Raw genomic sequence first — 17,281 nt, 5'->3', positions numbered from 1 at the left:
AGGCCGCGATATGCCTACGACCAGCACATTACGGATGATCGCCGCGATCGGCGTCCTGTCCCTCACCGCAGCCTGTGGCGCAGGCGGGAGCGCGAGCGGCGGCTACCCGGAGCAGAACATCACCATCGTGGTCCCGTTCAGCGCGGGCGGCCCTACCGACACCGTCACCCGCATGATCGCCGAGCCGATGGCCGCCAAGCTCGGCGCCAAGATCGTCGTCCAGAACGTCGAGGGCGCGGGCGGCACTGTCGGCGCGGACGAGGTCGCCAACGCCAACCCCGACGGCTACACCGTGCTGATGCACCACATCGGCATGTCCACGGCCCCAGCCCTCTACGCCAACCTCGGCTTCAAGCCGCTGGAGAGCTTCGAGATGATCGGCCTGGTCACCGAGGTGCCCATGACGATCGTCGCGCGCAAGGACTTCGAGCCCAAGACGCTGCAGGAGCTGGTGACCTACGTGAAGGCGAACGCCGCCAAGGTCACCCTGGCCAACGCCGGCGTCGGCGCCGCCTCCCACCTGTGCGGCCTGCTGTTCCAGACGGCCGCCGGGGTCAAGCTGCAGGAAGTCCCGTACAAGGGCACGGGACCCGCGCTGACCGACCTGGTCGGCGGCCAGGTCGACTTCATGTGCGACCAGACGACCAACACCAGCGGCCAGATCACCGCCGGCGAGGTCAAGGCCTACGCGGTCACCACGCCCGAGCGGGTCAAGAGCCTGCCCAACCTGCCCACCACCGCCGAGGCGGGCCTGCCCGGCCTCAAGGTGAGCGTCTGGCACGGGCTCTACGCGCCCAAGGGCACGCCACAGGACGTCGTGCAGAAGCTGACGGAGGCGTTGAAGACCGCGCTGGCCGACCAGAAGGTCATCGACCAGATGGCCAAGCTCGGCACAGAGCCGGTCAAGGCCGAGGACGCCACCCCGCAGGCGCACCGCGCCAAGCTGGAGGAGCAGCTCGGCATCTGGAGCAAGGTCATCGCCGACGCAGGGGTCAAGGCCTCCTGAGGTGAAGCGCAGCCGATCCTTTCCCGACGTCCTCGCCGGGGGAATCTTCGTCCTGATCGGCGGCGCGTTCGCGGCGGGGTCGCTCGGCTACGAGCTGGGCACCCCGCTGCGGATGGGCCCCGGCGCTTTCCCGCTGCTGGTGGGGTTGATCGTCGCCGCCTTGGGCCTGGCGATCGTCATCAAGGGCCTGGTGGCGGGCGAGCTGATCGAGTTCGGGCCGATCCCGTGGCGGGCCGTCGCCGCGATCACCGCCGCGCTCGTCTTCTTCGGGCTCACGGTCCGCGGCCTCGGCTTCGTCCCGGCCTCGGCCGTCACCGTCCTGCTGACGACGCTGGCCAGCACCCGCGTACGCCCGCTCATGGCCGTGGCGGTGACGGCCGGGCTGACCGCGGCCGCCACCGTCATCTTCGTCGTCGGACTGCGGCTGCGGATCCCGCTGATCGGCCCGTGGCTGGGAATGTGACATGGACCTCCTCGACAATCTCGCCCTGGGCTTCTCGACCGCCCTGCTGATCCAGAACGTCGTCTACTGCTTCGTCGGCGTCCTGCTCGGCACCGCGGTCGGCGTCCTGCCCGGCATCGGGCCGACGGCGACGGTGGCGATGCTGCTGCCGATCACCTTCAACTTCGAGCCGGTCACGGCGCTGATCATGCTGGCGGGCATCTACTACGGCGCGCAGTACGGCGGCTCGACCACGGCCATCCTGATCAACCTGCCCGGCGAGTCATCGGCGGCGGTCACCGCCCTCGACGGCCACGAGATGGCCCGCCGGGGCCGGGCGGGCGCGGCGCTGGCGGCGGCCGCGGTCGGCTCCTTCATCGCCGGAACGGTGGCGACCGTGGTGCTGGCCGTAGCAGCCCCGCCCCTGGCCCGCGTCGCGTTGCAGTTCGGGCCCGCCGAGTACTTCTCGCTCGTGTTCCTCGGCCTCATCGTCTCGATCTCGCTGGCGCGCGGCTCGGCGCTGAAGGCCCTGGCGATGATCGCGCTGGGCGTGCTGCTCGGCACGGTCGGGCAGGACATCTACACCGGCACCCCCCGTTTCACCCTCGACCAGCGTGAGCTGTTCGGCGGCATCGACTTCGTATCGGTCGCGGTGGGCATGTTCGGCGTCGCGGAGATCCTGCGCAACCTGGAGAACGAGCACGCCCGCACCGCCGTCGCCGGCCGGGTGCGCAACCTCTGGCCCACCCGCGAGGACCGCCGCCGGATCATCGGCCCGATCCTGCGCGGCACCGGGCTAGGCGCCGCGCTCGGCGTGCTCCCGGGCGGCGGTCACGTGCTGGCCTCCTTCACCTCCTACGCCGTCGAGAAGCGCGTCTCGAAGCGCCGGGAGGAGTTCGGCCACGGCGCGATCGAGGGGGTCGCCGGTCCCGAGTCGGCGAACAACGCCGCGGCGCAGACCTCCTTCATCCCGCTCCTCACCCTCGGCCTGCCCGCTCACCCGGTGATGGCGCTGATGGTCGGCGCGTTCATCGTCCACGGCATCACCCCCGGACCGAACGTCATCACCGACGAGCCGGCGCTGTTCTGGGGCCTGATCGCCTCGATGTGGATCGGCAACGTACTGCTGGTGCTGCTCAACCTGCCGTTGATCGGCATCTGGGTACGCATGTTGCGCATCCCCTACCAGGTGCTCTTCCCGATGATCATCCTGTTCGCGGCGATCGGGACCTACTCCCTGGGGTTCAACGCCTTTGACGTCTACGCGATCGTCTTCTTCGGGCTCCTGGGGTACGTCCTGATCAAGTGCGGCTGCGAGCCGGCGCCGCTGCTGCTCGGGTTCGTGCTCGGACCACTGACCGAGGAGAACCTGCGCCGAGCGCTGATCATCTCGCGTGGCGACGCGACCGTCTTCCTGACCCGGCCGATCTCGGCGGTACTGCTGGTGCTGGCCGTGGCGGCCCTGATCATCGCGGCGCTCCCGGCGATCCGGCGGCGTCGCGAGGTCGTGTTCACCGAGGAGGACTGACCCCACGACCGGTCCCGCGCGAAGAGGACACCAGTCTGGAGATGCATTTGGTCCCTAATAACCAGGGCGATCAGGTGGCTGAAGTATCGCTGCAATTCCACGCTGCACCTGGCGAGATAGTCGAGTTCGCCAGGTCGTGGGCCGAAGACATGTAATTGCAAGTCGCCGGCGAAAGGATTCGCGCGGACTGGGTGGAGCCGATCGCGGCCGCCCGGACATTTTCGATCGCTTGGGCCCCGTTGAACCCACCTACGTTGTCGGCGCCCCATTGAGCGCGACGACGAGACTGGCCGCTGCGAGCATGAACGCAGCAGATGTTCCGACGTACCGCTCAGGCTTGCTTCGGGACACCGCATTGGGGATGACGCTGAGCGCAGCGAACCCGAACACTGCCCAGGTGCCGATACCCGCGACGGGCTCTGCGACTACGTCGATCCATCCGGCACGGTCCAGGACCACGACTGCGAACGCGACATAGAGCACCAGCGCAATACCGCTGCCGACCCGCAGCGGTCCCGGTAGGACCCGGTGCCGCCCGCCCCAGGCAAGGCTTCCCCATGGCGCGCCGTACACGAGCCCTAGTTGTAAGACCGACAGCAGGGCGAGGACGACGACGAAGAGGACGACCAGGACAGGCACCAGTTCGTTCATGAGATCGTCCCTCCAGGGGTCGATACGCATCGCTGGAGGGTTACGATATGTCGCGTTTCAATGTTACGTCAAGATATATCGCGTTGGCCACAGTGGTCTACCCGAAGTTCCTGGTCAGGTCGGCCGGCAGCAGATCATCCACCCGGCCCGGCGCCGCAACGGGCAAGCCGATCTCCGCCCTCAGGCGGTTCCCTTCCGCAGTGACTTGTTCGTCCCGCCGGTCCACCCGGCCGCGCGCAGGGGCGGCCCGCCACGGCGCGACCTTCGCCAGCCGGCTTCGGCCTACACGGCCTCCCGCCCTCCGCCCAGCGCGGTGATGGCGGTCGAACTGCCCACGCCGTCACTGAGCCGAGCGGCCAAGATATCGGCGCAGGGCTTCTCGCCCACCTGGAACGAAGGGCCCTCGATCGACCACCTTCCACAGTCGAGCTCTGCGAGCCAGGCATGCCACGCGATCTCGGACGGAGGGCGCCACCGTTCAACGTCACATGGAAGTTGAACGGAGTAGAACAGACCTACTCCAGGAATGAACATCTCGTAGCCAGCAGGTGCCTGGCAGCTCTGGATGAAACCTCCCCTTCGGAGTCTCGGGCTGCCAGACCATCAGCTCCACATCGGCACACCAGCACTAGCTGATGATGGGGTCGTCGACAACGGCGCTCACCGGACGCGCATGCGCTTGCAACACTCCCCTTTCAAGATCACCTTCAGGTGGCAAGGTATCGACATGTGACCGACCCGCCGAGGTCCGGACGATCTTGACGCGTGGGCAGGGAAGGCCGGTGCGAGCCGCGATAGAGGGGCGCCTCGCGGGCCGCGCAGAAGGCGGGCAGATCGCGGCCCTACGCCAACCCGGTTCGCAAGCAGGCGTGGTTACATCGCCACTACGTCGTCGACCGCGCGCCGCAGGTGAGTCCTTCGGCGTGGGCGACTCCGCACCACCCGGAATGATCTCGGCTCGGCGCGAACGGCGCGCCGGGCATGCTGGTCGGCGCGGGCGGCCAGGGACGGCCCACGATGGGGACTGCTGGGCGTGGATCTCAGACGGTTCGGGCGGGGCCGGCCATTTCGGCGATGTCCTCGGCTCCGTCGCCGAGGAGCTTGTCGGCCAGGTCCATCAGCGCGCGCCCGGCGGCCAGTTCGTCGCCGATCTCGGGGATGGGACGGTCGCCGGGGTTACGGCGGGCGTACCCGACGCTTTCGTGCCGTCTGTTGTCGATCGCGTAGAGCACGGCGGTGGCCGAGGTGCGCTTGTCCTCGTCATCCTCGGTAATGAGGATCTTGACGATCCACTCCTTGGTGTTCATGACGCCTCCCATGCCATAAACGTGACGATTCGGTCATATCCCCCAGCATCCCTCCATAAGGGCGACGAGCGCGAGGCCATCAGGCTATGAGGTTCGGCCTGTGTGTGATCGGGTAGCTGCGGCGCCATGCCTACCTACGGATTCCACGCCTCGCACGAGCAGGTGTCGCCCGGAGAGCTCCTCGACGCGGTCGCGGCTGCCGAGGAGGCCGGATTCGGCGCCGCCATGTCGTCGGATCACTTCTCACCGTGGAGCGCGCGGCAGGGCGAGTCGGGATTCGCCTGGTCCTGGCTCGGCGCCGCGATGGAGCGTACGGCGCTGCCGTTCGGAATCGTCAACGCGCCCGGTCAGCGCTACCATCCGGCGATCATCGCGCAGGCGGTGGCGACTCTTGGCGCGATGTTCCCCGGCAGGTTCTGGGCCGCGCTCGGCAGCGGCGAGGCCTCCAACGAGCACATCACCGGCGATCCGTGGCCGCGCAAGCGGGTGCGCAACGCGCGGCTTCGCGAGTGCGTGGAGGTGATCAGGGCGTTGCTGGCGGGTGAGGAGGTCACCCACGAGGGTCTGGTCACGGTGGACAGGGCCAGGTTGTGGACGCTGCCTGCCGAGCCGCCCGCGCTCGTCGGCGCGGCCGTAAGCGAGGAGACCGCGCGCTGGTGCGCCGAGTGGGCGGACGGGCTGATTACCGTGGGCGGGCCGCAGGCGGCGAAGGTGGCGCGTGCCTATAGGGAGGCGGGCGGTCGTGGCCCGCTGAGGGTCCAGGTCCACCTGAGCTGGGCCCCTACCGAGGAGGAGGCTCTGGGACTGGCCCACGACCAGTGGCGCTCCAACGTGTTCGCCCCGCCGGTCTGCTGGGACCTGGACAGCGCGGAGATGTTCGACATCATCTCCGAGCACGTCCGGCCGGAGAAGGTGGCTGAGGTCGTGCACGTCTCGTCCGACGTGGGCCGCCACGCCGAGCATCTCAGCTGGTACGGCGAGCACGGCTTCGACGAGATCTATCTGCACCACGTGGGCAGGGAGCAGCGCCCGTTCATCGAGGCCTTCGCCGACATCCTCAAGTAGCCGTCACCTGGCCGGGGGCGGTGAACCCGGCAGTCCCAGCGTGCGGTGGATCATCTGGTGCATGTGGGCCCGGAAACGCCGCATGGCGCGTGGATCGGCGGGGCCGCGCCGCCGCCCCGCCGCGTCGAACACGCCGCTGAGCACGAACCCGTGCACGCACCACACCAGGGTGTTGATCGTGTAGTGCACGTCGGCGTCCGGGGCCTCGGTCGCCGGGATGATGTTCTCGATGGCGAACTCGGCGAGCGGCCGCACGTACTCCGCCTCGAGGTTGCTGACGTCTCGGGCGTCGGACAGCCACCGGTGCATCCACAGCGCGGGCACCTCGGGATTGTCGGCGGAGAAGTCGATGTACGCGTCGATGAGCCGGTGGATCGCCGTCACCTTCTCCGCGATCGGAGCGGTCTGTACATCCTTGACCCTCGCCTCCACGACGGCCGAGTGAAGGACGTGGGCGCGTTCCATGACCGCCAGATAGAGGTCGCGCTTGGCGCCGAACTGGGAGCTCACGGCCTTCGTGCTCAGCCCTGCCGCCTCGGCGATCTGCACGATCTCCGTCGCGTCATAGCCGAGCGCGGCGAACAGCCGGAACGCTGCCTGGAGAATGCGCTCCCGCTCGTCCCCCTTCGCTGACGTCATACCAGTGACCCTAAGATCCGACATCTGTTCGGCTGATCATGTGATCGACAAATACCGGTCAAATAGCTCCTGCACCCACTCATGTCTGGACGAGTGCGGAGAAAAGCCCAGCGGGCCGGGCGGCGGTCAGGTCAGGTTGCTGTCCACGCCCGCCACCTCTTGAACCCGACCGGCATCGGGACTTCACCATGCGCTCCGGCTGGACCCGCCTCTGGCGCATCCGGTGACAACCTCGAGGCGTGCGTACGCCAGGTCATGCTGGTGGGTCGGCCAACCTGGGGGTTGTCGGCGGGGCGACGACCAACTCGGTGGCGGGGTCGTGGTCGATGTGTGGAGGGCCGGCGACGATCATGGTGGCTCGGGCCCACGGCTGTTCTCGCAGGATGAAGGGCAGTTCCTCCAGCAGCCAGCGAGCCACGTGCTCCAGTTGCTCGGGAGAGTCGCCGTCGCGGATGACCAGCAAGCGCTCTTGCCCGTCGAGGTCACCCTGTATCCACACCGAGGCGTCCAACCACGGGGCGAGCTCTTCGCGGATGGTGCCGGTGCCCTCGACCCAGATGACGTCGGCATCGGCGGGGATGGTGATCGATCCTGGCCGATCGTGGGTGATCCAGGCATCAGGGCGGAAGTTCACCGCTTCGCCCCGGTGCAGGGGGCGCAGGATGTTCTCGACGAGCACGGAGCCCCAGTCGAAATAGGCGTGGTTCCAGGCGATGTCGTCGGTGTGCACGATGGCGGAATTGGTCACGACCTCGCGTAGCCGCTTGGCCAGTGTCGTCTTGCCGGCGCCGCCCCGGCCGTCGATCGCGATCACCCGTGGTCGTCCGATGATCTCGGGTGATGAGTCGCGCAACTGCTGGACAGCGGCGAGTACGGTCACCACCCGCCAGCCAGCGGCCTCGGTCTCGCCTGGATGTAGGCGCATCGACAACCTCCGGCGGTCTGGACAGCCCGCGGACCCGGACGAACATTGTAAACACCCGCGCCAAGAATCCTCGCGGAGATCGAGCCGGGCGCAGCCGTACCTCTTGACCAGGGCCCCTTCCCGAGTGCCTACAGGAAGCGACGACCCAGAGCGGTGCCGGGCGCCTTCTACTTCTTGACCGGCTGGTAGAGGCCCCAGCGGCTGTAACCGGGAGCGGGGTTGGTGGAGAAGGAGGCCTTCGCGAGCTGTGCCCAGGTGATGCGGTGCTCGCCGCCGGCACCCGTGTAGTTGTTGGGATCCCAGACGATGAAGGTCTTCGCCTTCTTGTCATAGCCGTGAACGATCATGACGTGTCCGACGTTCTTCCGGCCGAAGTCGACGTCCCTGTACCAGGGAAGCCGCTCGAGGAAGACCTGGACCGGAACGGCCTTGCCCAGGGTGCCGATGCTGTGGACGAGCCGCCGGCCCAGACGCTTGGAGCTGTACGCGTCCGATGAGGGCACGTAGGTGTACCCGGTCTTCTTGGAGTACGCGTTCAGCACCCGCAGGATGTTGTCGGCGAGCGAGCCGTCCTTGTTGGTACGCATCTTCTTGGCCAAGGTGGCTTGGCTGACCTTGATACCGAGCGTGCGCAGAGCGATCGAAGCCGATGCCGGGGCGCACCAATACTCCGTGGCCTGGAAGACGCCCTTGATCGTGAGCTCGGCCCGCGTAGGCGACGCGGACGCTTGCGCGATGGCGCTGCCGACAGGGGCTTGGGCGGCCTGCGCGCTCACTGGATGCAGGGCGATGAAGGCTGAGGTCAGGACTGCGCTTGCCAGAAACTTCTTCACGCGGGATATCTCCGGGGGTGAGTCATGAAAAATCCTGATTGGCACCCTATGCGATCTTGCCTGCCGCAACGATCAGCTCGACGGACGCGACTCGGGCGCGCCTCCCCGCACACGACGTGAAAGGACAGAAGCCCAGCGGCCCATGCTCACCCCGTTCTTCGCCTCTTTACTTTCCGCCGGAATCCACCCCGAGAAAGCCGCTCCGAAAGCGGCGGCTGGCCCTGGCCGTCTCCTTCGCCGGCCTCGTCATGATCCGGGCAACGAGCAGATCGCCAGCGCAAGCGATCAAAGAGACCTGAGAGCTGATACCAAAACTCGTTCGCCGAACGAGTGGGTGCGGTCGTGACCGATGCCGGGATGAAGACCTGGCCCCCGTTCAAGGCTCATACTCCGACGAGGAACAGGATCGCCGCGATGAGCATTCCGGCTTCGATGACGAGAACGAAGATGCCGGCGCTCATCCGCATGACCGTTTTCTTGCCCAGCCACGCTCCGGCAATTATGGCTGGGGTGAGGGCCAGGCCGAGCTGGAGCACGTGAAGGGACAGCAGGCTGCCCGCGCCATAAGCGGCGACCTTGGTCAGATGAATGAGCAGCGAGGCGGTGGCCTCCGTGCCGATGTACGCGCCATGGACCAGGCCCTTGGCGAGGAAGAACGGGGCCGCGAGCGGTCCCGCCGCGCCGAACAGGGATGAGCCGAGTCCGGCGCCGGCGCCGATGGCGATGAACGTCGCGTCGGCGGGCGGGCGCGGCGTTGGCCGAAATCGCCGCCAGATGATGACGGCGAGGAGAAACGCGCCGAGAACACGCTTGAGAGGTTCGACCGGTAGGTAGGGCAGGAGGAGTCCCCCGGCCAGAGCGAAGGGGATGGCGCCGACGGCGTACCAGCCGATGACCCGCCCTTGGACCTCGCGCCGATTGAACCAGGCGCGGCCCCCGTTACCGGCCAATTGCGCCAGCGTGAGGACGGGCACGGCTACCTGAAGGCCGAACAGAGCAGTGAACACGAGCAGCATCAGCACACCACCACCGACGCCACCCACGGAGGACAACCAGGCAAGGGCGAAAGCCAAGACCGAAGCGGTCAGCAGCGTTGCGAGGAGTTCAGCGGACATCGGCAGAGCCGATACACCGGGATGGACCAGCGATCACGAGGAACAGAACAACGGTCGAGAACACGCGGAGGCCTCTCCGGTCCCCACCCTCGCGGGAACCGTGACCTCCAGGCTTTTGTCCCGTCAGTTGACCCGCAGCCATCGGAAGCCGCCGGCGGTGTCGCTCGGACCAGGCCCGCCTGAACGGATGAACCAGCCAGGCGGCGGAACCCTAGACACTCGCCAGGAACCCTACCGCCTCGTGAGATGGATGCCGAGCGCCGGCCGGAAGCTGAGGGCCACCGCCTCATCCGCTCAACGTTCGATGACAAACGCATAAGAGGACAACCTCGACTCTCCTGCCCTCGGCGCTCGCCGCGGTCAGGCGGGGGAGAGGGCGAGGTTGGCGGCGGTCAGGGCCGTTCTCAGCGACGGGTGGATGAGCAGGAGCCGATCGGTGCCGGTGATCTCCAGCACGCGAAGGACGCGTTCGTGAGGTGCGGCCAGATACAGCCGGCCGCCGTGGGTGTCCTGGCGGTGGTGCAGGTCGATGAGCAGGTGCAGGCCGGAGCTGTCCATGAAGGTCACGGCGGCCAGGTCCAGCACCAGCGGCAGGCTGCTGTCGGGGTGCCGGCCTTCGAGGTAAGTGGCGAGTTGGCCGGTGGTGGTGGTGTCGAGTTCCCCCGCCACGCCGACCAGGGTGCCCCTGTCCAGGTTCTGACAGGTCAGGAGTAGGGCGGTCATCGCGGCTTTGTCTCCGTCCGGGTTCTGCGGCCGAGCGGGTGACAGGCTCTCCGGCGTGGATCCTGTCGCCCATGGTTGCGGTGGCGACGGGAGTCTCCGTCTCTCACGAGAGTAATCCAGAAGGGTGTTACCTGAAAAGTGCTTCCCCTAAAATGGTGAACACCACCAAACCGGCAGGGACCGCGGCTCCGGGGCAGCGGGAGGCGGTGTGCTCAGACCTGCCGGGACCTGATGGTCCCCTTTGGACGTTCCTGAACCACCACGCCCAGGTACTGCTGGAAATCTGTCTGGGTCGAGCTGCCCCGGCCCCGGCCGGCACCTCGCCCCAGGGCGCGGATCTGACCAGCATCTCCCGGAGCGCGTGGTGAAGCAGCGCTCGACCGCTGGCGCGGTGTCTCCGGTCGGACCGGCGTCTTCGACGGCGAGCGCACCCGGACCGTACAGCGTCAGGAGTGAAGCAGCGAGCGATCGGGGTAGTGGGCGTGGATGTTCGATGACTTCGCGGTTGACGTGGTTGATGTAGGAGAGACGGAATTGTTCGTCCGGTACGGGGGCTCGGGTTCTCCGGTCTTGCTGCTCCACGGCCATCCGCGTACGCACGCGACCTGGCACCGTGTAGCGCCGGTCCTAGCCGCGCATCACAGCGTGATCTGCCCGGACCTGCGTGGTTACGGTCGTTCCGGAAAGCCGCCCACGACGGCCGATCATGCTCCCTACTCCAAGCGCGCCATGGCGGGCGACATGGTCGCCCTCATGCGGGCGCTGGGTCACGAGCGGTTCGCGGTGGCCGGGCATGACCGTGGTTCCTATGTGGCTCACCGGCTCGCCGCTGACCATGCCGACGTCGCCACGCGGCTGGTGGTGATGGACGGCATCCCCATCGGAGAGGCCCTGGCCCGTGCTGACGCGAAGTTCGCCGCGGCCTGGTGGCATTGGTTCTTTCTCGGCCAGACCGGTAAACCCGCCGAGCGCGTCATCAACGCCGATCCCGACGCGTGGTACACGGCTACCGCCGATCAGATGGGCCAGGAGGCGTACGAGGACTATCGTCGCGCCATTCATGATCCGGACACCGTCCACGCGATGTGCGAGGACTACCGCGCCGGGCTGACGGTGGATCGCGCGAACGACGACGCCGACCGGCTGGCGGGCCACCGCGTCCGGTGCCCGACGCTGTTCCTGTGGTCCGCCAAGGACGACATGGAGGAGCTGTACGGCGACCCGCCGCAGATCTGGCGCCAGTGGGCCGACGACGTCACCGGTCGTGCGATCGACAGCGGGCACCACATGGCCGAGGAGGCTCCGGACGAGCTCGCGGCGGCACTGCTGGAGTTCCTGCGCTCCGCGCCCGCGTAGCGGAGGCCACCCGCTTAGATGATCCACCAATCGCAGTCCGGGATTCCGTTCTCGTCATCGACGCAGACCGTGACGACGATGGCGAACCCCAGATCGGTGACGTAGACCTTGTACCTCCCCCACTCGAAGACCTTGCGGGCCATGTCGTCGAACGTCGTGTCCGGTGTGAGCGGGCTCATCTCGCCTCGTCCAGGCAACTGGTCGAACCGGCGCTCGGCGACGATCCGCTCGAACTTCTCCCTGGGCATCGACGCATCGGCGGCATAGATGGTCGCCCGTACCGGGTCGCCGGTGGGTCGGCCGATCTGCTTTTCGACGATCTGCTGGAACTCCCGGATCGTCAGCCTGCCCTCGCGCAGGTTGATCGGGAACCTGTCCTCGGCCTGCGACGGGCTGATGGCGAGGGTGGCCAGTACGGCGATGCCGACAATCGCGGCGACGCCCACCCGGATCATGTTGACGAGCATCTTGCGCATGTGGGGACTCCCTGTATGGTCCGTTCTGGCCGGCCGGAATGGCAACGGCTTCCAGTGCTCTACTTCTGGAGGCGTTCCATCCCGTTCCATCCAGGGGTGTCGCCCACGCGCACGAACAAATGACCACGATGCACGTGCCGCCGGACGACGCGGATGACCAGGTCGTACCGGGGGCGCGGTGTTCCCGCACAAGCCATCCCGGACCCTTCAGCCGGGAAGGGTCTCGCCGCCGATCGGGGCGAGGATCTCGCCGCTGTAGTAGGACGACAGCCGGCCGGCGGCGAAGAACACGTACGAGGGCGCGATCTCGTCAGGTTGCGCCGGACGGCCCATCGGCGCCTGCTCGCCGAAGTCCTCGACCCGCTCCTCAGAGAAGGTGGCGGGGATGAGCGGCGTCCATACCGGGCCGGGCGCCACCGCGTTCACACGAATGCCGCGTTTCAGGAGATTCTGCGCCATCGCCTGGGTGAAGGCGTTGACCGCGCCCTTGGTGGCCGAGTAGTCGAGGAGCGTCTTGTTGCCGCGCAGGCCGTTGACCGAGGAGGTGTTGACGATCGCCGCCCCTTCTCCCAAGTACGGCAGCGCCGCCTTGGTCACCCGGTAGTAGCTGTGGATGTTGACCTCGAAGGTGCGCAGCCATTGTTCGTCGGTCAGTTCGTCCAGAGACGACACCGGCGCCTGGTACGCGATGTTGTTCACCAGGATGTCCAGGCCGCCGAGCTCGGCCACGGCCTGTTCCACGACGTACCGGCAGTGGGTGGCCTCGCCGAGATCTCCGGCCAGCAGGACGCACCGCCGTCCGGCCTTCTCGACCAGGGAACGGGTGTGGGCCGCGTCCTCGTCCTCCGACAGATAGGCGATGGCGACGTCGGCGCCCTCCTTGGCGAAGGCGACGGCGACCGCGCGGCCGATGCCGGAATCGCCTCCGGTGATGAGGGCCCGCTTGCCCGCGAGCAGGTCACGCCCGGCGTAGTCGCGCATCTCGTCCTGCGGGCCCGGAGTCATCCGGTCGCTGGCGCCGGGATAGCTCTGCTCCTGGGGCGGCGGCGTGGTGTCGTTGACTGCCATTCCTTCCGGCTCCCCGGAGCGAGCGTCGTCAAACGTCGTGGCCGAGCCCGGCGAAGCACCTGACTTTGCTCAGCGCGAAGGTGTACGCGGCGATCACGGGCTTCTAGTCGCTGAGCGCGTCGATCAGTTGGTCCTTGGTCATCGAGCTGTAGCCGGTGACGCCCTTCTCCTTGGCCTGCTCCAGCAGTTCCTGTTTGGTGCGCCCGACGGGCTTGGGCGGCGTCGCCAGTTCGTCGGCCTTGGCCTGGCTGAAGACGCGGCCCAGCTTGACGAGCTTGTCGGCGGGGATGGCCTTGGCCAGGGCCGGGAGGATCTCGCTCTCCTCCTCCTCGACGTGATGGCTGACCGCCTTGACCAGGTTCTCCAGGGCGCTGAGGAACTCCGGCTTGTCGGGGTTGGCGTCCATCAGCTTGGCCAGCAGTTCCTCGGCCTGATGGTGCTCCTCCACGCCGTGGTGGACCTCCCCGCGCTCCGACGGTTTGGCCTTGGCCAGCGTGGGATAGACCTTCGTCTCCTCCGCTCGCGCGTGCGCGACGAACTTGGCGGCCAGCTCGGCCACCAGCGCGGGACGGTTCTCCGGCTGCCGCTTCAGCTTCTCGAAGAGCACCTCGACGTCGCGATGATCCGCCTTGATGAGGTCGATTACGTTCTGTGACATAGATCCTCCATGTAGTGACCCGGGGGAGCTACCCGGCTCACAGGAACCCATGCGAACGTTGGCCCGCCCACGCCCTTCTCGCGGCGCTTCGCGAAGGAAGCGTGTGCCCCTCACGCCCACGTCTGGCGTCGCACGGCACTCCCGCGGAGGATAAAGCAAAGGTCAGAGGCGTGATCGGCGCTCTCGGGGTAGGGGTGGGGAGATGTCCACCTGCCGAGGGGCGATATGACCAGGACTGTTGGCGTAGAAGAGGAGTTCCTCCTGCTGGACGCCCGCTCAGGCGAGCCGGTTCCGGCCGCGGGAAGAGTGCTCTCCGCAGTCGGCGGGCATCCGTGGCAGCATGCGGGCGGCGGCTTCCATCAGGAGCTCTTCCAGACGCAGGTCGAGGCCGCCACCGGGATCTGCACCACCCTCGGCGACCTGCACCGTCAGCTTCAGGGCACGCGCTTCCTGCTGGCCGCGGCAGCGCAGCAGGAGGGCCTGGGTCTGGTGTCGGTCGGAACGCCCGTGCTCGCCGCCTCATCGCCCCGCCCGTCCTCGGGTGAGCGGTTCACCCACATCACCGGGATGTACCAAGGCATCGTCGCCGACTACCAGAGCTCCGGATGCCACGTGCACGTCGGCGTGAAGGATCGCGAAACAGCCGTCGCCGTGATCAACCATCTGCGCCCCTGGCTGCCCACCCTGCTGGCGCTGTCGGCCAACTCCCCGTTCGACCGTGGCCGCGACTCGGGCTACGCGAGCTGGCGAACGGTCCAGCAGTCGCGGTTCCCCGGCGCGGGGGTCACGCCCTGGTTCGACTCCGCCGCCGCCTACGACCGGGAGGTGGAGCGCCTGGTCTCGTGCGGGGTGCTGGTGGACGATGCGATGTCGTTCTGGCTGGCCAGGCCGGGGATCGGGCTGCCGACCGTGGAGGTGCGGGCCGCCGACGCCGCGGGCACGGCCGACGAGGCGGTACTGCAGGCGGCACTCACCAGAGCCCTGATCACAACGGCGGAATCGTCGCTGACCGAGGGAAGGGAGGCGCCGAGAGTGAGCGATCAGGTGTGCGCGGCGGCCGTGTGGAACGCGGCACGGTACGGGCTCGACGGCCCCGGGATCAACCCCTTCGAGGAACGTTCCGTGCATGCGATAGAGGTCCTGGACCAGCTTGTCCTGCACGTCAGCCAGGCCCTGACGGACAGCGGTGACCTACCCGCGGTGAGTTCCCTGCTGGCACAGGTGAAACGAGCCGGCACGGGCGCGGCCCGGCAGCGGCGCGCCGCGGCGGGAGGGCTGGGCTCCGTGATCGAGATGCTCAAGGGGGAAACCATGGACGGACAATTCGCCTGGCAACGGGCGCAAACGTACAGGGAGAGCGCGTGAAAGGCCCGGCACTGCCCCAAGCGCGCGGCCCGCTATCAGCAGGGGTGATCGCCACATTGCTGGAGCGGGGGCCGCTCTCGTCGCCCGCCGCGGACGTCGATCCCCTGGGAGAAGACCTTCAGCTCGCCCTGTACCTCACCTACGAGCTGCACTATCGCGGCTTCGACGGGGTGAGCGAAGACTGGGAGTGGGATCCCGACCTGCTGCGCGTACGCGGCGAGATGGAACGCGTGTTCCTTGCGACGCTGCGAGACAAGACCGCCGGTGGGCAGGATGTGGCGGGCGAACTGGAGAACCTGCTCGTCGAGCCCGTCGACGGCGAGGGCCTCTCCTACCATCTGCGCGACGGCGGGGAACGCCGGCAGGTGCGGGAGTACGTGGCACACCGGTCGATCTACCACCTCAAGGAGGCCGACCCTCACGCATGGGTCATCCCCAGGCTGCAGGGACGGTCCAAGGCCGCTCTGGTCGCGGTGGAGTTCGACGAGTTCGGTGGTGGCCGGGCGGAGCGGATGCACGCGCAGTTGTTCGCGGATCTCATGGAGGAGTTGGAGCTGGACCCCTCCTACGGGGCCTATCTGAACATCGCACCCGCCGAGATGCTGGCGGTCGTCAACATGATGTCGATGTTCGGCCTGCACCGCAGTCTCCGCGGCGCCATGGTCGGGCATTTCGCCGCAGCGGAGATCACCACACCGCCCAGTGCGAGGCGGATCGACCAGGGACTCCGGCGCCTGGGCGTGGGACCACGCGGCACCCTGTTCTACACCGAGCACATCGAGGCGGACGCCGTACACGAACAGGTCCTGCGGCACGACGTCATCGGCGACCTGCTGGAGCGGGAGCCGTACCTGACACGAGACGTGGTGTTCGGGATCCAGGCTACCGACTGGCTGGAAGGCAGATTCGGTGAGCACGTGCTCGGCCGCTGGCGCTCCGGACGTACCTCATTGCTGGGCCCCCTGCCCGGCCGGACGGAGGTGCGGTGAATCTCCCGTACCTCGGGCAGAACCATGAGGAAGTGGTGATGATCTGTGCAGGCAACTCCGAATCCGCCTGAACCCCGGCCCGTCCCGGCCACCCGCGTCACGATGGTGGCCGGGGGTCCCGTCCTCGTCGAAGGGCCGGTGGAGGTCGTCCTGGAAGACGGCTCCATCGCCCGGTCTGATCGTTTTCTGGTCGCCTTGTGCGCCTGCCGCAGGAGCCGCATTTACCCGTTCTGCGACACCAGCCATCGGCGGCGCAACCGTCCGCCGCAACCTTGACCCCGTGGCCGAGGTTCAGCGGAGCCCCGCTCCCGCCGTTCGTGATCTGGGCGCGAGTACGGTCGCCACCGGCTAGAACGTGCCGAAGGACCACGTGGCCGGGGCGTAGGGCTTGTGGTCGGCGAACAGGCCCAGCGCGGTCTTCTGCACGTTGGCGACGGCGACGGAACCATCGGACGCGGTGTGCTGGGCTGCCTGGTCGAGCGTCGCCTCGTCGGCGCCGAGCGCCCGCAGGATGGATCGGCTCTCCTGGGCGGTAAGCCAGCCGTCGCCGTCGGTGTCGGCGGCCGCGACCAAGGCCCGCACCCAGGGTTGCGCCGCCTGCTGAAACGCCGAGGCGGCGAGGAAGAACTCCTCCTGGCAGATCTTGCCGTCACGGTCTCCGTCGGCCTGGGCGGCCACCTGTCGCCAAAACGTCCCGGCCGCGGCCTTGAGGGCCTTGGCCTGGGGCGAGGTCGCCGTCAGCCCGTAGGCACCCAGCGCCCGGTCGGTCACCGTGTCGACGTCCGCCTGGGTGATCACGCCGTCCCTGTCGAGATCGAAGCCGGCGAGACGTGCTTGCACCTTGCGCTGGAAGAATTCGTTGTCCATGTTCGGGCCCTCCCTGGGCTGCGTGGGTGTGCGCTACCGGCCTGCCCGCGACCCGGTAAAGCGACGCCCCCACCCAGGGACAGGGCCCGGCCAGACATGCGACCTGAGGGCAGATCCGTCACCGGACGGCATCGCCGACCTCAGCCGTTGGACGGGCAGCCGAGGGCACAGGGAGGTGTTCCGCGCGGATCACCACGAGTTCCTCATAGCGCTGGCCCGGCAGGATCAGCCCGCGTTCCTCCAGCCATGCCGCCCGGCCGTACATGAC

19 protein-coding genes are annotated in these 17,281 nt (G+C 67.8%); 8 read left to right on the top strand and 11 right to left on the bottom strand.

Annotation, left to right across the window (positions count from 1 at the left end):
* Positions 1 to 10: 10 nt before the first annotated feature.
* The 3 genes from HNR40_RS38335 to HNR40_RS38325 are packed head-to-tail and all read left to right on the top strand — an operon-like array spanning position 11 to position 2,976.
* Positions 11 to 1,006: a tripartite tricarboxylate transporter substrate-binding protein gene (locus tag HNR40_RS38335; RefSeq protein ID WP_184970375.1), complete on the top strand. Its 996-nt coding sequence runs from the start codon at positions 11 to 13 to the stop codon at positions 1,004 to 1,006.
* Position 1,007: 1 nt separating this feature from the next.
* The gene (locus HNR40_RS38330) at positions 1,008 to 1,469 is read left to right on the top strand and encodes a tripartite tricarboxylate transporter TctB family protein (protein ID WP_184970373.1); all 462 of its coding nucleotides are present in this window, start codon (positions 1,008 to 1,010) and stop codon (positions 1,467 to 1,469) included.
* Position 1,470: 1 nt separating this feature from the next.
* The gene (locus HNR40_RS38325) at positions 1,471 to 2,976 is read left to right on the top strand and encodes a tripartite tricarboxylate transporter permease (protein WP_184970371.1); all 1,506 of its coding nucleotides are present in this window, start codon (positions 1,471 to 1,473) and stop codon (positions 2,974 to 2,976) included.
* Between the two features lie 249 nt (positions 2,977 to 3,225).
* Here the strand turns inward: HNR40_RS38325 and HNR40_RS38320 are convergent, their stop codons facing one another.
* Positions 3,226 to 3,627: a hypothetical protein gene (locus tag HNR40_RS38320; RefSeq protein ID WP_184970368.1), complete on the bottom strand. Its 402-nt coding sequence runs from the start codon at positions 3,625 to 3,627 to the stop codon at positions 3,226 to 3,228.
* Positions 3,628 to 4,667: 1,040 nt separating this feature from the next.
* Positions 4,668 to 4,934: a DUF1876 domain-containing protein gene (locus HNR40_RS38315; RefSeq protein ID WP_184970366.1), complete on the bottom strand. Its 267-nt coding sequence runs from the start codon at positions 4,932 to 4,934 to the stop codon at positions 4,668 to 4,670.
* A gap of 126 nt (positions 4,935 to 5,060) precedes the next feature.
* Here HNR40_RS38315 and HNR40_RS38310 point away from each other — a divergent pair, with 126 nt between their 5' ends.
* Positions 5,061 to 5,999: a TIGR03885 family FMN-dependent LLM class oxidoreductase gene (locus HNR40_RS38310; protein WP_184970364.1), complete on the top strand. Its 939-nt coding sequence runs from the start codon at positions 5,061 to 5,063 to the stop codon at positions 5,997 to 5,999.
* A 3-nt stretch (positions 6,000 to 6,002) separates the two neighbouring features.
* Here HNR40_RS38310 and HNR40_RS38305 read toward each other — a convergent pair whose 3' ends face one another.
* The 5 genes from HNR40_RS38305 to HNR40_RS38285 form a co-directional block, all read right to left on the bottom strand.
* Positions 6,003 to 6,638 carry a TetR/AcrR family transcriptional regulator gene (locus tag HNR40_RS38305; protein ID WP_184970362.1) on the bottom strand — a complete coding sequence of 212 codons (636 nt, stop codon included), beginning with the start codon at positions 6,636 to 6,638 and terminating at the stop codon, positions 6,003 to 6,005.
* A 253-nt stretch (positions 6,639 to 6,891) separates the two neighbouring features.
* Positions 6,892 to 7,563 carry a uridine kinase family protein gene (locus HNR40_RS38300; protein WP_184970360.1) on the bottom strand — a complete coding sequence of 224 codons (672 nt, stop codon included), beginning with the start codon at positions 7,561 to 7,563 and terminating at the stop codon, positions 6,892 to 6,894.
* A 167-nt stretch (positions 7,564 to 7,730) separates the two neighbouring features.
* Positions 7,731 to 8,396, bottom strand: a complete 666-nt coding sequence (locus HNR40_RS38295) for a C39 family peptidase (RefSeq protein ID WP_184970358.1) — start codon at positions 8,394 to 8,396, stop codon at positions 7,731 to 7,733.
* Positions 8,397 to 8,779: 383 nt separating this feature from the next.
* Entirely contained in the window at positions 8,780 to 9,511 is a 732-nt protein-coding gene (locus HNR40_RS38290) for a sulfite exporter TauE/SafE family protein (protein ID WP_184970356.1), read from the bottom strand.
* A gap of 360 nt (positions 9,512 to 9,871) precedes the next feature.
* A complete protein-coding gene (locus HNR40_RS38285; RefSeq protein ID WP_184970354.1) occupies positions 9,872 to 10,234 on the bottom strand; it encodes an STAS domain-containing protein in 363 nt (120 codons plus the stop codon).
* A 486-nt stretch (positions 10,235 to 10,720) separates the two neighbouring features.
* Here HNR40_RS38285 and HNR40_RS38280 point away from each other — a divergent pair, with 486 nt between their 5' ends.
* On the top strand, positions 10,721 to 11,590 hold the full coding sequence (locus tag HNR40_RS38280; RefSeq protein WP_184970351.1) for an alpha/beta fold hydrolase: 870 nt from the start codon (positions 10,721 to 10,723) through the stop codon (positions 11,588 to 11,590).
* A gap of 14 nt (positions 11,591 to 11,604) precedes the next feature.
* Here HNR40_RS38280 and HNR40_RS38275 read toward each other — a convergent pair whose 3' ends face one another.
* From HNR40_RS38275 to HNR40_RS38265, 3 genes are all read right to left on the bottom strand, one after another.
* On the bottom strand, positions 11,605 to 12,066 hold the full coding sequence (locus HNR40_RS38275; RefSeq protein WP_184970349.1) for a hypothetical protein: 462 nt from the start codon (positions 12,064 to 12,066) through the stop codon (positions 11,605 to 11,607).
* A gap of 207 nt (positions 12,067 to 12,273) precedes the next feature.
* Entirely contained in the window at positions 12,274 to 13,134 is an 861-nt protein-coding gene (locus tag HNR40_RS38270; protein WP_184970347.1) for an SDR family oxidoreductase, read from the bottom strand.
* Positions 13,135 to 13,237: 103 nt separating this feature from the next.
* A complete protein-coding gene (locus tag HNR40_RS38265; protein ID WP_184970345.1) occupies positions 13,238 to 13,792 on the bottom strand; it encodes a hemerythrin domain-containing protein in 555 nt (184 codons plus the stop codon).
* Positions 13,793 to 14,017: 225 nt separating this feature from the next.
* Between HNR40_RS38265 and HNR40_RS38260 the strand changes: the two genes are divergently transcribed.
* From HNR40_RS38260 to HNR40_RS38250, 3 genes are all read left to right on the top strand, one after another.
* The gene (locus HNR40_RS38260; protein WP_184970342.1) at positions 14,018 to 15,157 is read left to right on the top strand and encodes a carboxylate-amine ligase; all 1,140 of its coding nucleotides are present in this window, start codon (positions 14,018 to 14,020) and stop codon (positions 15,155 to 15,157) included.
* Positions 15,154 to 16,146, top strand: coding sequence for an iron-containing redox enzyme family protein (locus HNR40_RS38255; protein ID WP_312896668.1), 993 nt, complete (start codon positions 15,154 to 15,156; stop codon positions 16,144 to 16,146). The genes HNR40_RS38260 and HNR40_RS38255 overlap by 4 nt, the downstream gene beginning before the upstream one ends.
* Positions 16,147 to 16,248: 102 nt before the next feature.
* A complete protein-coding gene (locus HNR40_RS38250; protein ID WP_184970943.1) occupies positions 16,249 to 16,422 on the top strand; it encodes a CDGSH iron-sulfur domain-containing protein in 174 nt (57 codons plus the stop codon).
* A gap of 72 nt (positions 16,423 to 16,494) precedes the next feature.
* Here the strand turns inward: HNR40_RS38250 and HNR40_RS38245 are convergent, their stop codons facing one another.
* Positions 16,495 to 17,013 (bottom strand): EF-hand domain-containing protein, encoded by a 519-nt coding sequence (locus HNR40_RS38245; protein WP_184970340.1) that lies wholly within the window; start codon positions 17,011 to 17,013, stop codon positions 16,495 to 16,497.
* Positions 17,014 to 17,281 lie beyond the last annotated feature (268 nt).

Source organism: Nonomuraea endophytica, from assembly GCF_014203235.1.
GTDB classification, from domain to species: domain Bacteria; phylum Actinomycetota; class Actinomycetes; order Streptosporangiales; family Streptosporangiaceae; genus Nonomuraea; species Nonomuraea endophytica.
The sequence above is the reverse complement of the archived record's forward strand: the minus strand, read 5'-3'. Positions and strand labels throughout refer to the sequence as shown.

What these genes read in the sequence shown, in the direction of transcription:
- HNR40_RS38320 (WP_184970368.1), bottom strand. Translation starts at nt 3,627, where the DNA reads ATGAACGAACTGGTGCCTGTCCTGGTCGTCCTCTTCGTCGTCGTCCTC.
- HNR40_RS38245 (WP_184970340.1), bottom strand. Translation starts at nt 17,013, where the DNA reads ATGGACAACGAATTCTTCCAGCGCAAGGTGCAAGCACGTCTCGCCGGC.
- HNR40_RS38265 (WP_184970345.1), bottom strand. Translation starts at nt 13,792, where the DNA reads ATGTCACAGAACGTAATCGACCTCATCAAGGCGGATCATCGCGACGTC.
- HNR40_RS38335 (WP_184970375.1), top strand. Translation starts at nt 11, where the DNA reads ATGCCTACGACCAGCACATTACGGATGATCGCCGCGATCGGCGTCCTG.
- HNR40_RS38305 (WP_184970362.1), bottom strand. Translation starts at nt 6,638, where the DNA reads ATGACGTCAGCGAAGGGGGACGAGCGGGAGCGCATTCTCCAGGCAGCG.
- HNR40_RS38260 (WP_184970342.1), top strand. Translation starts at nt 14,018, where the DNA reads ATGACCAGGACTGTTGGCGTAGAAGAGGAGTTCCTCCTGCTGGACGCC.
- HNR40_RS38290 (WP_184970356.1), bottom strand. Translation starts at nt 9,511, where the DNA reads ATGTCCGCTGAACTCCTCGCAACGCTGCTGACCGCTTCGGTCTTGGCT.
- HNR40_RS38280 (WP_184970351.1), top strand. Translation starts at nt 10,721, where the DNA reads ATGTTCGATGACTTCGCGGTTGACGTGGTTGATGTAGGAGAGACGGAA.
- HNR40_RS38275 (WP_184970349.1), bottom strand. Translation starts at nt 12,066, where the DNA reads ATGCGCAAGATGCTCGTCAACATGATCCGGGTGGGCGTCGCCGCGATT.
- HNR40_RS38325 (WP_184970371.1), top strand. Translation starts at nt 1,471, where the DNA reads ATGGACCTCCTCGACAATCTCGCCCTGGGCTTCTCGACCGCCCTGCTG.
- HNR40_RS38310 (WP_184970364.1), top strand. Translation starts at nt 5,061, where the DNA reads ATGCCTACCTACGGATTCCACGCCTCGCACGAGCAGGTGTCGCCCGGA.
- HNR40_RS38315 (WP_184970366.1), bottom strand. Translation starts at nt 4,934, where the DNA reads ATGAACACCAAGGAGTGGATCGTCAAGATCCTCATTACCGAGGATGAC.
- HNR40_RS38285 (WP_184970354.1), bottom strand. Translation starts at nt 10,234, where the DNA reads ATGACCGCCCTACTCCTGACCTGTCAGAACCTGGACAGGGGCACCCTG.
- HNR40_RS38270 (WP_184970347.1), bottom strand. Translation starts at nt 13,134, where the DNA reads ATGGCAGTCAACGACACCACGCCGCCGCCCCAGGAGCAGAGCTATCCC.
- HNR40_RS38300 (WP_184970360.1), bottom strand. Translation starts at nt 7,563, where the DNA reads ATGCGCCTACATCCAGGCGAGACCGAGGCCGCTGGCTGGCGGGTGGTG.
- HNR40_RS38250 (WP_184970943.1), top strand. Translation starts at nt 16,249, where the DNA reads ATGGTGGCCGGGGGTCCCGTCCTCGTCGAAGGGCCGGTGGAGGTCGTC.